We start from the raw sequence: 16,267 nt of genomic DNA on the forward strand, positions 1-16,267 counted from the left end.
ACCATTATTAATTTTGAATATTTTTAAAATATTGAAGTAGAGCACGTTTGACATTTACGGTCAGGAAAGGACTCTTGCCCCGCTGTGCAGCTGAGGATTCTAATTTTGTAAGAAAATCACCTTTTCCTCCCAGTTTTTCTGCTCCCTCTTCGTCTAATATGATTTTAGATGCATGATGGTCAGCTGCTCTTAATGCTAGTCTAGCAGGTAGGTTATTCCTTATATTGGTTGGAACAATATCAGCTTTAGGGTTTTGAGTGCAGATTAGAAGATGAATTCCTGCTGCACGAGCCTTTGCCCCTAAACGAAGAATAGAATTTTCTACCCGACTACTTAAATTTTTCTCTTGTACCATAAAGTCCGCAAATTCGTCGAAGACTACAACTAGCCGCGGCAACTGGGATGAAGTCATTTCCACGTATTGGTCAATACTTGTTACACTCTCCTGTGCAAATAACCGATACCGAAGTTCCATCTCTTCAACAAGATTCTCAAGGGCACTGACGGCCTCTTCTAGTTCCGTAATCACCTGCATAGTATGGCGACGATTTTCGTATGTAAGAAATTCTACCTTTTTGGGATCAATAAAGATAAATTGCACCTCACTTGGTTGATACAGACACATCATTGCCAAAATGATAGAGTTAATAGTTACACTCTTTCCACTTCCAGTTCTTCCTCCTACTAGAAGGTGAGGAGTATCCGGGCTTGAAAAATCCATTGAAATAACTTCGTTTAATTGACCTACCCCAAGAGGAGCTAGCAATTTCCCCTGGATCTGATTTTGTAAGTCTCGTCGAACCATTTCCATAAATTTTTCAAAATATACAATTTCCGGTTTGTCGCGGTTGATGTCAATGTTGATTCTTCCATTACGTATAGCAACTAATGGTTCGGAGGAAAGTTGTAACCATAATTGGATGTCCTTTGTTCTATTTTCTACGCTACTGTATGATTTTTCCCCAGGAATTTCAATAATAATTCGAATAACACTAACACCAATAACGGTATCTACAATTTTCACTGGAATCCCAATGTTGTTAAAGTTATATCGTAATTTTTTATAATAGCCTTCTACCAACGGAGTTACATCTTCATATTGGTCTTCATATTGAATAATTTCATTTTTCAGGGCCACCAGTTCGGGATACGTCTTGTCCATAATTACCATAGATTCAGATTCTTTATTCTGTTTCTCTACTGATGTGGCTGCAACAAATGGGAGACTAGAAATATAGTCATTTTCTTGCTCATTAATTACAGGGTTGTCCCCATACCCGTTAGATAAAATCGAGTTTGTTTCCCCAATATTATCAAGTTGTTCCTCTTTATGAATGTTTTCTTGATCGTCTATTTCCGTTAAACCTAACGATGAAGTGACAAATGAGTTCAGTTCCTGAATTTCCTCATATACTGGGACCTGCTGTTCTTTGGTTGCCCCGAGTGCCTCCAAAATATAAGCACGGTTATAGATATGATTTGTATATTCATTCAGCAATAGTTCCGATTTATGTCCATTATCTTGTTCTTCAAATGTATAATGGTCAAATAGATTGGAGGTATAAACAAATGTATCGATTGAATTTTTAATATTTACTTGAATCCGTTCTAAAGGAATACTTTGGATCTCACGTAACAATTGGGCATGTTCCACAGAGTAAGTACCAAATTCCAGCAAATAATGAATTAATTCTTTACGCCATAATTCTGCATTTGTTTGCTCTTTACTAAACGAGAATAGATTGCGATAGAGTTCAACTCCCGCCTTCACTTGCTTAATGGCATCGTGTCTCTCAGTATCAAAAATACCATGAGAGAGGAATTTAAGTTCTACTAACTCAAATTCAACATGAATTTGCTCATCAACTTTCGTGATTTTTGTTCCTACAAGATCAGGGCGTCTTTGCGATCTTTGAAACCATGGCAACTCATCGCATACCGACCAAATATATAACTCAGTATCGTCATGGATTCTAGATTGCGTTGAAAGATAAATAGCCATTAATTCATGAGCAAATTTACCAGGCCCTATTGCACGAAGCACAACTCCTCCAGAAATCTCCTTTACCCTTTCAACAGCCTGGATAATAATGTTCCTATCTATTTTGTGATTTTTAAGAATGGCAACATATTTTTGATATAAACGATCATAATACGCATGGTCTGTTATTTCATTGGCTAGTTTACGTATATAATTTGAAGAAGATAGAATAGTTCTATAGTCTTTATTCTTACCCGCTTTTGACTTATACCGAATAATTTGTGCCTTAGATGATACTTGTCTTAATAAGGATTTATCTAAATACCGATCAATGAAAAGACTCCAATTAAAACGATCATGCATAAAATTAATAAGATGCGTATCAGATAGATTTGTAATCGAAATGACATTACGAAGCAAAAAGTTCTCTTCAGCGCCGATTTTCTCATTACTTTGTAAAATGTACTGCATTTGATAAAAATACTGCATCACTTTAGGCAATCTCTCACTTACATAACTGATTCGTTTGATAGCCTCATCTTTCTTAAGTGGTTCTTTGTAAACCGTTTCGAACCATTCATCAGAGTCCTTTACATCTACCTTTTCTAATCTGTATTGGATATGTGAGGTTTGTCCAAAATAATTGACCAATACACCAATATCTGCATCCTGCAAATTATTAGATAAGACTTGTGTTATTTGGTTGATATCTTTTTCTGCGATAACTTGAATATCAACCTTTGGAAACTTATTATAACCATCCCAATATTGTTCTTCCTGACTAAGCCAATTATTAAAATATTCATGGAAAATAGCACCTTTACGGTCACTATGAACAACTACTTTAATCTTTTGAACCCCAGTATTTTTAAAGAGATAGTCTACAGCTTTTGTAACGTATTCTGCATGAGGACAATATAGAAAAACTAGATCTAAACAATCCTTTGCGTAGGGATATACTTCAAAGTATGTCTTAACTGTACTAAGCAGCTCTTCCGCGAACGTTTCAACTAATTGTTCCTCCCCACTTGAGTTTCCGTTTACAGCAAAAGATCCCTCACCCATTCGTTCTTGCTGCTCTATCAAATATTGTCCAGTTACCCCTTCGGCAACAAAATAGTGAGGTGATAAATGAGCCGTCGTGTCTGAAACATGCTGTAAGTAATCGTCTATTTCTTCGATCCGAATTGACCCTTCCATTAAGTGACCAATCCATTTGTTTAATTCATCCTGAATTTTTCCCATCCGTTTTAGATAACTTACTAGACGAATAGGATTTAACAAGGTCAACGTTCTCTCACATACTGCCCCTATTTCATTCTTCTTACACTTATAACGATCTAAAGCACCTAAACAACTGAGATATTGATAGATATGTTTGGAGATCAATGTTGATCTATGAATGTTTTGCAGAATCTTCTCTAGCTCCTGCTCCAGCGCAACCAAATCAAGTTTACAAATACCTTGCTCTAGTGACTTATTCAAGTTAGAAGTATACATTACCACAAAATTGTGAAAATCTTCATATGCTTCTTTCACTCCTGGCTCTTGTATGGCAATGTAGCCTTTAATTCGCTCTTCAACATCTTGCAGAACATTAATAAGCTGAGAGTCGGATCCAAAATATTCTTTAATATAAGGAATATATTGTTCATCACGGAACTGTTCAATCATAGCCGGCAAATGACATGCCGTAATCTGCATCAATCTAAACTTTCTTGAATTATGTTCTTTTCCATTCAAGAACAACTTAAGTTCAAAAGATACGTTCGACTCCTTTTCTTTATCTCCCACATTAGGTAAACTTGTAGAGTCAAAACGAATTCGAGGTATGACATTTTCTAAATTACAAAGATAAAATTTCAATAAATTAAGAACCGATTCACTAACATTCTGATCTAGGATTGAAAGCTGAAATTGTGGGTCGTTAATATCTTCATCCTCATGTACTTCTTCAATCATTATAAAGCTTTCATATAACAAAGCATCCGTTAGTTCTTGATATTCATGAGGGTGCCGCTGCCGTTCGACTAAACGTTCCAATTCCTTCCTTAATCTAGGTTCAGTGGCAAGTTCATCGTTAAACTCTTCAATAAATTCCTGAATCATTTCAGGATTATTACCCTCATCAATTGCTTCCATGGTATCTGAAAGAAGTTTACTTTGATCACTTGATAGTTCTTTTTCAAGCTGCTCGACAAACGCTGCTACTTTTTGATTGGTCTTCGGTTTTTTAGTTTTAAATTGAAATACTGACGAAACAAGATCAAATTCATACTTCAAGAACGTTGTAGACTGGTTGTTAATAAACTCTAATGCGTGCCTACGGAATGTTTCTGGATCCACATGTTCCCAAATCTCATGTTCATAATGATTGCTTTCTTCACTATTCAGAAAATTATAAAGATTGTTTACAAGTTCTTCTTTATTAGTTGCTCTTCCATCCCTCTCAAAACGAGACAAACTGTAGTTCTTTCTTAAACGCGGCAGACCTTCCTTTTGTGTGAATTGAAGCTTATTATCACAAAAAAGTAATAATTCATTCAAATGGCCTTGTATCTTATCAATAATTGATATTTTCGGATCCTCTATCATTCCTACCATGAAGGATAGTACATTACGTAATTGAGGTTCTGTAATTTTTTGAAACATTGAAAAAAAAGTCTTTAGTGTATTCAGTTCTTCAGGATAAACCCCAACTTGCTCAGCTAAAATTTTGAATAAAACGTTAAGCCCCTCTGTACTCATAAGGCGGGCTTCATCTATAGTAAAAATATTTTCTAAACTCTGAGCCTCAGGAGAATTATCGTTCAAGAAAATAATTAGTGAACTTCCAAATAAAGTGTTATTACGAAGCCAGGTACTTGTCTCGTGAGAGTTGCAGCGATAATCTTCAAATCCCTCAACATGCTTTAGTGTGCGAATGATTGGTTTATATTGTAATGCCAACTGTGGCTCCAGATTTCTAAACACGTTAAGTACAGCGGAAATAGCCGTATCATCCACACCCGCTATTTTAAGAAATAATTTTTCTGCATGCTGCTTTTTTTGCTCTATAAAATATTGTAGAACCAACTCAAATATCCATTTCCCTAGTAGTTCATTTGACGAATTATGCATAACTATAAGCCTCCATCGAGCTTGTATATGGATTTTGAATCATAGCTGTAGCATCTGAAAATTCAATTAATAAGCCATTCTGTCTTAACTTGTTTCTTAAAGCCTTCTCATTTTCCTGGAAATATCTAACGTTCAAATTGGACTTGCTGTATAATCCACATTCCTTAGCCTGCGCTTCTCCTATTACGATTTGATAACGCCTATAGATGGTCTCTAAAAACTCGTAATATTCCATCTTTTCTTCAGGCTTAACTGTTGTAAAAACAATCATCTGAAGAAAAGTATCGGAAATTGTATACCGGTAGTTTGCTGCAGATCCTCGCCGGAAGGTAGCAAAACCACCATCCCTTGTCAGTACTCTAGTTATGTTAAGTTGATGTTTTTTCAACTGATCTGAGACTGCGTCTTTCACAACAGAGTAAAACTTTGAATATACTTCTTTGGCGTTTTTGCACTTTTGCAATGTTCGAATAATGATATCCTTTCTTGTGCGCATTTGACCTAGTCCTAGGATATCTATAATGTCATTCGGGTTTTCCCTCCAAGAGGGAAGTAACCTTTCAATCTGTTCTTCATCACCTAGTGCCTCTTTAAATTTTCGTTCAAATTCATATTCGAACTTGACTTTTATAAGATTTTCATGCTCATCAAAATTCAGGGCAGATAGTTGTGTTATATGTTTGTTGTTACCCTCAAGACAATCACAAAAATAAATATGCTCGTTTTCTTTAGACACAAAGGCACGTTCATGCATATATCTTGTTAATTGGAAGCAAATAAGAGAAGTAAGTAAATGGAACATTTCATATATATCTACATCAAGATGTAAAAGATGTTCTAATTCTTTTGAAAACAATTCAAATAATTCCTTGTTCCCTTCTGGGTCAGGAAGCTTCGGAATATTTTCATCCTTTTTATCTGATCTCAATCTTCCAATTAGCCCATTCGTATTCTCACTTTCTTCAAAGGCGCTTGATATTTTATTAACTACTTTCTCAATTACCTTATTCCTCTTTAATAATTCTTGGAACCGAGACTCAATAAATCTTCGTCGTTCTAAGTTGTTATCTGTACCGTAAGCTAACATAAGAAAGTATAGTTCCCCGCCACGGGCAAAGAAGTTTCGTTCAATAGAAAGCTCCGAACCCTTTTTTCTTAATTCAAAATATAGTAATGATTCATGCAAGGGATATAAAGTTCTAGCAAACCAAGAACGATCGGCTTCTTTTCCAGTCGTGTTGTACAAAGTTATTTCAAGATTACGAAGGAACTGCTTTAAAACATATAAATTATTCTCCTGAACTGCATTAAGTAATTTTTGCTTCTCATGATCATGAAGGACTAAAACATCACGAACACTTCCTTCCTTAACTCCTTCAAAAACAAACTTTCTTAGTCCTACTGCTTTTCTCCTTATATATGTATCTTGACTAAAGGAATAGTCCGAACCAAACAAGACATTTAGAAACTCTAAAACATATTCAGGGCCACGTTGTCCGTCTTTGAACCGATGTCCCCATATATGAGCAGACAATTGAGAAGTAAATTTATCTAATGAGTAGGTTTGATCTTTGGCCTCCATATAACAACCCCCGTTAATCGATGTCAATATTGTGGGCAGTATAAACCCCTTTTTGTGGATCTAAAGCGAAAACGCTTAAAATGTATTCTTCGAGCTCACTTTTTTTAATGAGATCATTTTTAAAAGTATTTAATAAAATCTCTACCTCTTGTTTTAAGGTTACAAATAACCCCCCCGAAGCAAGTCTGAGTAAATATTCAAACACAGGAAGTTTGATCTCTAGTATTGTTTCATGGTTCACAGAGATAAAAAATCGGGAAGGTTCGTAATCAATATCTACCCGCGGTGCGTCCTCAACAAGTTTGATTTGATTAACAGAGAAAACTTGATGGATCATCAAATTTTCGTTTACTGCAAAAAGTTGTGTTTCGGACCTACTAACAAGTTTCTTAGAAAATGCTGCATTCAGCCCTTGTATTAATTCCCTACGAATCAATGAATGCGATTGTTTATTAGACAATCCATCTAAATACCGATAAAAATAGCGATAAGGGATTAAAAGTTTCCTCATATCCTGATTCTGTTCATTAGTTTCAAAGAAATACTTACGTCGAAACTTAGACATCTTCTCGAATATTTTCTTTTGATCCATATGAGGATTATGCGTACGATAAAGATCGATCAATTTGCGGTAATATCCAAAAAGCATATCAACTTCTTCATTAAAAATCTCATTATGGCTATTAACCACGTGATCGTCGCCACTTATATCCCCATTTAGTAAAAAATCATCGATCATAGAGATAGAAATTTCCCCTGGATTCAATCTTTTAAAATGACGAATTGCTCCCATTTCCCCGGTGCTACTCTCTGGAATATTAGTTCCATAAAAATTTTCATAGTAAACTAAATCAGATAATTTCTCCATATCCTCGTAATCCGCTTGTAATACATCTTCACATGTTAACCCACCTGTGATGACATAACTTAAATGGATCAATATTTCTCTCATTGTGATGTGGATTCCTAAGCAATCGATAAGACGATACTGTTCAACGAGACGCTGCATCACCCTATCTTGTGACATTCTGCGATGATTAAGTGATATAATACAACGATTTTGCTTAGGACAAGCATTACAACTAGTCCAATTTTCTTCCTTGTTCCATAGTTCTAAGATCCGTTCTGCATAGATTGAAGAGGTAACATCTTGCAAATTTACCAAGTGCAGCTCACTATCATTGTTTTTATAATCCAAAAAGCGATTTCTAACCTGAAAATATAAATCATTTAGAGACGGATGCTGTGAAAGAAACTTCGTCAATTTACCCTCGTTAGCAGCGATAAGGAAATAAACGTTTTTTTCATGATGATCTATCATATATGATTGTAGTTGATCAAGTTCTTCATAAATGATACTTTCAGTCAACTCAGATAAGTCTTTTACAATTCGTATGGTTCCTTTGTCAAATGGGACATCAATAATACCGCTCTCAGGCCATTGTTCTAACTTTGAACCTGTTATCTTCTCATAAACCGAGCGACATAAACGGGTTTTACCATCACCAGCGTTTCCCGTCATAATTACACTTCTGGGGTTCAATAGAAAAATGTCTATCAAAAATTGCTCAATCTTAGTTTCAATTTTGATGCTATACTCGTCAGATGAACTAGAATATTCATCGTAGATTTTCGAATGGTTTGGTGAAAGAACATTAAATTGATCTAAGTACCGTACGAACGAATTCATATTTCCCTCCAACTACTTAGTAATAGAAAAAAACGAATTATGGAATAACCACAAACAATATCCCTGTCTAAAGTACTATGTTTTGTAATTTATATTCGACATATTCCAGAAAAAACCTTTAAAATTTACATTTTTCATCCAAAGGATGTAAATATGTTGATTAATCATACGATTTCTTCCTTTAAAGCATCGCTTAATATTTCCCACAAACCCCATTAATTATTAGATAATAGCTTTTATATTTACGTTTGTTCTATACATACAACACAATTTACTTGCCATAAATAATAATAAAAACAGGTTTTTTGGCTCATTTACTTACGTACTTCCCGTGCCATTAATCACACTCCTTATAAATATAGATTTCGACACTTTTGGATAAATTCCTACAATTATCCAGTAATATAAAGCGTATCACTAAAATTATCAAGATGAGCAGATGTTAAAACCGATATTTATGCAAGTGTTAAAATATATTTATTTAAATTAAAACACAACAAATAAGACCATCCTCTAAAATGAAAGATGGCCATAAAACTAATATATTCACCTATTAAATCTCCCCAACCCCGGGAATCGCCTCCTGTTCCCCAAATCGGGTCACCCCAATAGCCGAAGCCCTCTGTTCTATGTCTACGGCTTCGTCCATACTCTTACCCATGACCATCATCGTGGCCATCGTTCCGAAGATCGTATCTCCCGCCGCGGTGGTGCCACCAGCCGCCACCTTGCGAGCCTCTTTACACACATTCTCCGTCCCGTTATAGTACTTGTTACCTTCTCGCCCAGCGTAATGAGAGGGTACACTATCCCCTTCCTCTGCAAAACATTCAAAGCGCGTAGAGTGTCGTCCGTGTTCCGAATCTCCACACCCGTGTAAAGGCGGCACTCAATTTTCATTCGGCGTAAAATAATCTACGCCACGCAAAATCTCTTCATCTTTTCGCAAAGCCGGTGCCGGATTCAGGAAGATCGGTACCTTTCCCTTCAGCATACGAACCGCTTCATATACAGTATCCAATGAAATCTCTAGCTGAAGCATGACAGCGTCGGCGGAGAGCTGCTCCTAACTTGCGCAGGCGACGTCTTGATTTGCTCCCTTGCCACGGGGGAGAGGAAGAAGCCCTCTCCCTGCATCGTCTCCCCAAATTCGGGGATGCGGCTCGTGCGCATCACCATATCGCTGCCCAGGACACCATTGGCCTAAATCTCCGTCACTCTGATATCGCTATAATAAGCTCTCGCAACACCTAACGTGCTCACTCCGTACATACCATATCCCCATGTATCATCCGTATGCGTCAGCACTTGCTCGCCGTTAATGCTGAACGTGATCGTATTCCCTTGCGCTGTTGCCTTCAAATCATACTCCTGATTGAGCTGCCAAGCATAGCTGGCCGATACGAGCTTCTTGTACCCGAAGTCATTGATATAGATCGCGACTTGGTCCTTCCCGTCGAAGCCTGCGTGGTAACCGCGCATAGCGCCCTGGGCGCGAATGGCTACGAGATGGGAGTCGCCGATCTGCGGGTTGATTTTCACCGACACAGAGTAATCCCGTGCGAAGTAGCTGCCTGTATACGCCTCGCTAGGCTCAGCGGTCATTAGGTACATCGTTCCGTCGACCAGGCTCCAGGCGCCGTGGTTGTGGGCGAATGGCGTCACACAGCCGAAGTCCATCGATTGCTTGCTGAAGTCGATGCTGTAGTTCGCTTTGCCATATATGCGGAACTCATCAATGAAGACACGGCCGAGGCTCTTCGGCTTGCGGGTCGAGTAGGCTTCGAGAACAATGCCGACTTCGTCGATCTGTTCGCCTTCAGAATCCGGGATGTCGAACTCGACATGAATCCATTCTTGATTCACGAGCTTGATATAGCCTTGGACAAGCTCCTTCTTGCTCTTGGCCAAGCGGACGTAAGGGGCGATGCCCATCGTTTCGTTGCCGCTCCATTGGTCGAGGAAGATATTCATCGACACTTTCTGGCCGGAATAGGCGCGCGGCGCGAAGGTCGGCGAATAGCGCTCGTCGCTGAAGTCGTCGCGGGTATAGAATGGCTTGTAGAATACTTTGGATTTCTCCCCGCGGACCATACGGTCGAAAACCACTTCGAGGGAGCCGGTTCCCTTGAACGCTTTTTCCGTAGAATGGCGCGCTTGACAGAAGAACGGATCGGACACACGAATGTTATGGGTCGAGCCCGGCAGCTCGAAGTCGAAGTAGACTTCGTTCTCCTTGAAGCTGTCCAGAAGCTCCTGCGGGCAAGGCTCCTTCGCCAAACGGTAGCCGAGAATGGCCAGCTCCTTGGCATAGCTTGGAATGTCCAGAATATTGAGATAACCGGAAATACCCGACATGACGATAGAATCGTTGATCGGCTTGCGGTATTTGTCCGCAATGCCTTCCAATCCGACGGCTACGCCGAGCACGGTACCGACGTTGCCCGCATTGCAATCGGTATCCCAGCCGCACATGGTCGCGATCTCGACGGTGCGGTTGAAGTCGCCTTGGCCGTAGATCATCGCGAGAACGCAGACACCTGCGTTCGGGATAATGTGGCAGACGCCTTTATATTTATCGTAACCCCAGTCTCTTTCCAGCATATCCCGGCAGGCGCGGAAGTCATCCGGATGCTCGGCGTGGAACGCCAGCACGGCTCTGGCTACCTGCGCGTAGAGTGAGTCCGCAGGAATTTGCGCAAGTCCCGCTTCCATAATCTCGTTAATATCCGAGGTCAGGAACGCTTGGGCAATCGCCGCGCAGAAGAATCTTGCGCCCAGCACGCCTTCGCCATCGTGGGATACATGGGCTGCGGCTTCGCCGAAGTCGGCGGCTTTCTTAGGGTTGCCGGGGTTCACAAGCCCCCACGTGTCGATAAAAATTTGCCCGCCGATCTGCTCGGCGATGATCAATCCGTTCTGCTCGATAGAACCGGCTTGCGGAGCTGGAATGCCGTTCTTCAAGTTAATGAAGGCGGTATGCTCGGTGCTGACGCCGTAGCCGCCCCACCAGAACATGCCAACGCCTTCACGGGCATAGTTCAGCCATGCGCGAGCAACATCGTTCGGAGTTACATCCCGATCGACGGCATCATCATAAAGCGCACGCAGGAAGTAGTAAGGGCCGTTCGCGTCGTCGTCGGCCGCGAAGTTCTTGAATTCCTTGACGTAATCGGTAATTTCACCGTAAGTATTTCTAATACGTTCATAAGTCCAGATGGTCGGCTCAACCGGGGCACCCAAGCGGATGCCGATATTCATGCCGAGGTAGCCGGAGTATACTTTTTCCAAATAATTGGTAGGAATCATGATAAGTCCACCGCCTTTATTGTATTGAACGAAGCAGCTGTTGTCTGCGCTCGTTAAAATGCACATCTTCTTGAATGATCGCCGAAGCCGCTTCGATGAATCGGTCGCACTGCGTCTGGAAATCCTGCTTGTTCGCTTCCTCCAGCGCGGCGATTTCATCAGCTGGAATCGCCTGCACGCCCTGCATCGCTCCGAGAATCGCGCCGATCATGACGCCGATGGAGTCCGTGTCGCGCCCGGAGCTGACGCCATCCTTGACCGCTTCCAGCAGATCGCCGTCATGCAGCACGATGTAGGCGAGTGCTAACGGCAGCTCCTCGATGGAGAACAGCCGGCTCGGCGTATAATGGTTCGACGGGATGCCAAGCTTGTCGATGCTGCGGTTGACGTCGTCGCCCATCGGTGAGTACGGGACCATCGCCTCGTGCAAAGCCTGCACGACCCTGCTCCGCTCCTGCTTCACCGCCCGAAGCTCCAGCGCCTTCGCGCACACGTCGTGAATCGCCTGCTTCGTCCCGTCCTTCGCATAGCGAAGCGCCGTATCCACGATATCTTGGACGCTCACGCCCGGCTCGAATGCCTTGGCGACGCAAGCCGCCAACACCCCCGCCGCTTCCAGGCCATAGCTCAGCTGATGGCCGGAGGCGAACAGAATCGCTTCATCGTAAGCCGCCTTCGGATTGCATGCATTCACCATACCTATCGGAGCAATATACATAGCCGCTCCGCAATTGACCATATTGCCGTAGCCGCCCTCGCGCGGCTCGCAGTTCGCCAGCACATGGCGGTTGAAAATATGCTTCTCCGGATAAAACAACCGATCCAGGATCAGCGCTTCCCGTCCGAATTCGGGTATATATCTTGGGCGGAACGCGATTTCCTTGACGAATTCGTTGGCCATGTCGTACGCGTCCAGATGGCGGCGCTCCGTGCAGTACACATTCATCAGCGCCAGCGTCATGAGCGTGTCATCCGTTACGATGCCCTGCCCCCTCATTCTGCCGAGCCTTGACGTCTCCGGCCAATCCGCCTTCCACCACTTGGTCTTGACCGTTTCGATCCGGCCGTATTGCTCCTTGATCTGGGCATGGGTCATTTTCTCCACGACTGCCCCCATCGCATCGCCAAAGGCGGTACCGAAGACGACTCCTTTGACCCGGTCTGCAAAAGAAATCATGAGCCTGCTCTCCCATCCATACCGGGAGTGCGAAGCCGACAGCTCCACACTCCAAGCTTTTTTATCTGATTCTGCCTTACCCTTTGCTTAGCTAAGTCAACGTTTTACTTGATCGTTTTATTCGCATACTCGGTCATTTCCTTACCGCCAGCCGCGTTCCAATCCTGTACGAATTTATCGAAATCGGCGATCGATTTCTTGCCTGTAACGACGTTCGCGGCAAATTCCTTATACAACGCGTTGCAGGCATCCCACTTGGCAGCCAGCTCGGCAGGGATGATGAAGCTGTTGTCCTTGGAGGACATGGATGCCATCATCTCCAGCGACTTGGCAGCCGACTCGGACAAGTACGGTGTCGATGGATCGAATTCTTTGTCCGGCTTGAAGTTCACCGTTGACTCGACAAAGCGCGCATACCATTCGGCGAATTTATCCGTTAATTTGATTTTGTTATCTACAATCTTGTACTGCTCGCCCTCTACGCCAAGTTTATCGAGCATTTGCCCTTTGGGGCTAGCCAGGAACTCCAGTACGGCGAAAGCCATATCCTTGTTCTTGGACGTTTTGCCGATAGCGAAGCCGCGGCTTTCCTTGCTGACGTCAACCGGCGTATAGCCTTGGCCCTTGCCTTTGGCCGGAGGAAGCGGCATGATTTTCGCGTTCGCGCCATTTTGGGAAATCGCTTTGGTATTGTAAATATCGATAACCTTACCTTGCGTACCTGCGATAACGGCTGCTTGACCGTCGTAGAACGCTTTTTCCTTCGTATCCCATTTTTTCGTCAGAAACTCGGGATCGAGCAGGCCTTCTTTATACAGCTTCGCGTAAAATTCCAGCTTGTCTTTTTCGAACGAGGTTGTTTTGCCGAAAGCATATTTGCCGTCGGAGCCTTTGATCCACGTCGAAGTCAGACCGAACGCCTGACCGAAGGTCGCATCGAGCTCATCCAAGGTGCCTGCGGTTGTGTAGGCGAACTTGGCGCCGTTCTTGTCCTTCACTTCCTTGAGGAAGTTATAGTAGTTGTCGATCGTCGGATTCGCGAGCAGATCTTTGCCGGAAGCCGTCTTGTTCAGCCAATCCTGACGAACCACCGGAACCGAGTTACTGGTCGGAGACAGCCAGACAAGATACGGATAGTTCTTCGTTCTTTCCTTGTTGTACTCATTCATGGAGGCTTTGACATAGGTGGATTTCTCGATGTACGGCGTCAAATCCTCAAGAATTTTTTGCGTCACCGCGAACTGGTAATCCCCGCCCTGGAAGTAGATCAAGTCGGGAATGTTGCCGCTTTGCAGCAGCAGCCCCAGCTTCTCGGAGTAGGTACCGCTCTGTACGGGAACGATCTGCAGCTTCACATTTTTTCCTTCGGCCTTCATGCCTTCTTCAATGCCCTTGAGCAGCTTGTCGTCCGGGGTCAAATCTTTATCGACAATCGTAATGGTCACAGGCTGTTGTCCGGATGCACCTTGTGCCGAATCGGCTGGAGCCTTCGTATCGCCGGAGCTGCAGGCGGTCGTTACCACCATTAAGCCGGCTGCCATTAGGGTGAACATTTTTTTCATTTCTGTCTTCCTCCCCATTGATCTGAATTGGAATTATTCTTTGACGCCGCCATCCATGACCCCTTTGGTGTAATATTTCAGGATGATCGGATACAGCATGAGAATCGGAACCATCGCGATAATGATTGTAGCCGCTTTCAACGATGAGAAATCGAGCTGGGCAATGTTGTTGTTCTTCAATAGATCGACAGCGCCGACCAGGGTTGTCGTGTCCCGCTCAACGACGAATTGTCTCAGGAGCACCTGCAGCACCGTATTTTCCCGGCTGGACAGGAAGATGCTCGATTTGAAAAACTCATTCCATTTGGCAATCGCATAGAACATCCCTATCGTTAACAGCGGAATGCGCGCCAGCGGCATGACGATTCTCATGAACAGGGTCATATGCCCCGCCCCGTCGATCTTGGCTGCTTCAATTAGCGAATCCGGGATTTCCTCCAGAAACCGCATCATAATGATCAGGTAATAGACGTTAATCATCCGGTACAGCACCATCGCCCACAGGCTATCCAGCAAATGGAGGTCCTTAACGACCATGTACTCCTGCACGATCCCCGGCTCAAAAATCATAATGATGATAAGAAAGATCATGATCGGCGTTTTGAAGGCCAGATGTTTGCGAGTCAATACATAAGCGGCAATCGTCGTAAAAAAGATACTCAAGCACGTGCCGACCACCGTAATAAATACCGAATTGAGCAGCGCTCTCCCGACAATCGGGTTGCTGAGAACGACTTGAAAGTTAATGAACGAGAAGCCTCTCGGCCATATTTCGTACCCATGGAGCAGATATACCTTGGCCGGATGGGATAAAGCTCTCGCCAGCAGGTTTATGATCGGGACGAACATCGTTAAGGTAATCAGCGTCAGAACCAGTCCGATGATCACTTTGGGAACGGTAAGCCTTCTATCTAGCATGATGCATCCACCTCCTTACCATGCACCTTTGTTCGTTAATTTCTTCGAGATAAAATGCGTGGACAGCACGAGCACGACGCCGATCAAGCTTTTGAACAGGTTGGCTGCCGTTGCGAATGAATATTGCCCGTTGATCAGACCGACGCGGTATACGTACGTATCGATGATGTCGATTTGGCTGTTGACGGAATCATTCGTGAAGTTGAGTACCTGATCCAGCCCGGCATTCATAATGAAGCCGACATTCAGGATAAAGATAGTCACCATCGGCACATATAAGTGCGGCAGCACGATTCTCGTCACGATATGCCAGCGGCTTGCTCCATCGACGTAAGCGGCTTCATACAGACTGGGGCTGACACCCATAATGGCGGCTAAAAAAATGATCGAGTCCCAGCCGATACTGCGCCAAGCTTCACTTGCAAGCAGTACCCAGCGGATGCTGTCTTTGTCGGTGAGAAAATCTTTGGCCGGCATGCCGAGCGCCTTCACGAATTCATTGACCGCCCCGGTCGATGGGGACAGGAACTCGAACCAAATGCCTGCAATAACGACCCACGATAAAAAATGCGGCAAATACGACACGACCTGCACCGCTTTACGGAACTTCCCGTTGGCGAACTCATTCAGCATCAAGGCAAAGCAGATCGGGATCGGGAAAATAAGAAACATTTTCATCGCGCTAATAATTAAGGTGTTCTGTAAGACATTGGCGAAAACCGGGGTGCTGAACAGCTCCTTGAAATATTTGAGACCGACGTACTCATGATCGCCGAGAATACGGTAATCGTAGAAGGCCAGCTTCATGCCGATAATCGGCCATACGTGGAACAGCACGAAATAGATGATGCAGGGAAGCAGCATAAGATACAGTGTTTTATCTGCCCACATTCGCTTCATTCTAGTGTTCACTTGGTCATTCTCACCT

Annotated in this window: 10 protein-coding genes; all 10 read right to left on the reverse strand. The window is 43.0% G+C overall.

Features of this window, described 5'->3' with window-relative positions; genetic code table 11:
• Positions 1–7 precede the first annotated feature (7 nt).
• Positions 8–5,101 (reverse strand): FtsK/SpoIIIE domain-containing protein, encoded by a 5,094-nt coding sequence (locus GGC63_RS20880; RefSeq protein ID WP_192703943.1) that lies wholly within the window; start codon positions 5,099–5,101, stop codon positions 8–10.
• Positions 5,094–6,683 carry a hypothetical protein gene (locus GGC63_RS20885; protein WP_192703944.1) on the reverse strand — a complete coding sequence of 530 codons (1,590 nt, stop codon included), beginning with the start codon at positions 6,681–6,683 and terminating at the stop codon, positions 5,094–5,096. Before GGC63_RS20885 ends, GGC63_RS20880 begins: the two co-directional genes overlap by 8 nt.
• A 13-nt stretch (positions 6,684–6,696) precedes the next feature.
• On the reverse strand, positions 6,697–8,373 hold the full coding sequence (locus tag GGC63_RS20890) for a hypothetical protein (protein WP_192703945.1): 1,677 nt from the start codon (positions 8,371–8,373) through the stop codon (positions 6,697–6,699).
• 553 nt (positions 8,374–8,926) lie between these two features.
• Positions 8,927–9,262 (reverse strand): PfkB family carbohydrate kinase, encoded by a 336-nt coding sequence (locus tag GGC63_RS20895; protein WP_192703946.1) that lies wholly within the window; start codon positions 9,260–9,262, stop codon positions 8,927–8,929.
• Positions 9,263–9,394 (reverse strand): hypothetical protein, encoded by a 132-nt coding sequence (locus GGC63_RS34940; RefSeq protein ID WP_264082109.1) that lies wholly within the window; start codon positions 9,392–9,394, stop codon positions 9,263–9,265. It abuts the gene before it with no gap.
• Positions 9,395–9,576: 182 nt separating this feature from the next.
• Complete coding sequence (locus tag GGC63_RS20900; RefSeq protein ID WP_192703947.1) at positions 9,577–11,682, reverse strand: ADP-ribosylglycohydrolase family protein; 2,106 nt, start codon at positions 11,680–11,682, stop codon at positions 9,577–9,579.
• A 16-nt stretch (positions 11,683–11,698) separates the two neighbouring features.
• Positions 11,699–12,859 carry an ADP-ribosylglycohydrolase family protein gene (locus GGC63_RS20905; RefSeq protein ID WP_192703948.1) on the reverse strand — a complete coding sequence of 387 codons (1,161 nt, stop codon included), beginning with the start codon at positions 12,857–12,859 and terminating at the stop codon, positions 11,699–11,701.
• Between the two features lie 104 nt (positions 12,860–12,963).
• A complete protein-coding gene (locus GGC63_RS20910) occupies positions 12,964–14,421 on the reverse strand; it encodes an extracellular solute-binding protein (protein WP_192703949.1) in 1,458 nt (485 codons plus the stop codon).
• A gap of 33 nt (positions 14,422–14,454) precedes the next feature.
• Entirely contained in the window at positions 14,455–15,339 is an 885-nt protein-coding gene (locus GGC63_RS20915; RefSeq protein ID WP_192703950.1) for a carbohydrate ABC transporter permease, read from the reverse strand.
• A gap of 15 nt (positions 15,340–15,354) precedes the next feature.
• A complete protein-coding gene (locus tag GGC63_RS20920; protein WP_079911990.1) occupies positions 15,355–16,239 on the reverse strand; it encodes an ABC transporter permease in 885 nt (294 codons plus the stop codon).
• Positions 16,240–16,267 lie beyond the last annotated feature (28 nt).

Source organism: Paenibacillus sp. OAS669 (assembly GCF_014873645.1).
Lineage (GTDB): Bacteria > Bacillota > Bacilli > Paenibacillales > NBRC-103111 > Paenibacillus_S > Paenibacillus_S vulneris.

Bases quoted from the DNA above. Each gene is read 5' to 3' on its own strand.
- GGC63_RS20880 (WP_192703943.1), bottom strand. From the start codon at position 5,101: ATGCATAATTCGTCAAATGAACTACTAGGGAAATGGATATTTGAGTTG.
- GGC63_RS20885 (WP_192703944.1), bottom strand. From the start codon at position 6,683: ATGGAGGCCAAAGATCAAACCTACTCATTAGATAAATTTACTTCTCAA.
- GGC63_RS20890 (WP_192703945.1), bottom strand. From the start codon at position 8,373: ATGAATTCGTTCGTACGGTACTTAGATCAATTTAATGTTCTTTCACCA.
- GGC63_RS20900 (WP_192703947.1), bottom strand. From the start codon at position 11,682: ATGATTCCTACCAATTATTTGGAAAAAGTATACTCCGGCTACCTCGGC.
- GGC63_RS20905 (WP_192703948.1), bottom strand. From the start codon at position 12,859: ATGATTTCTTTTGCAGACCGGGTCAAAGGAGTCGTCTTCGGTACCGCC.
- GGC63_RS20910 (WP_192703949.1), bottom strand. From the start codon at position 14,421: ATGAAAAAAATGTTCACCCTAATGGCAGCCGGCTTAATGGTGGTAACG.
- GGC63_RS20915 (WP_192703950.1), bottom strand. From the start codon at position 15,339: ATGCTAGATAGAAGGCTTACCGTTCCCAAAGTGATCATCGGACTGGTT.
- GGC63_RS20920 (WP_079911990.1), bottom strand. From the start codon at position 16,239: ATGAAGCGAATGTGGGCAGATAAAACACTGTATCTTATGCTGCTTCCC.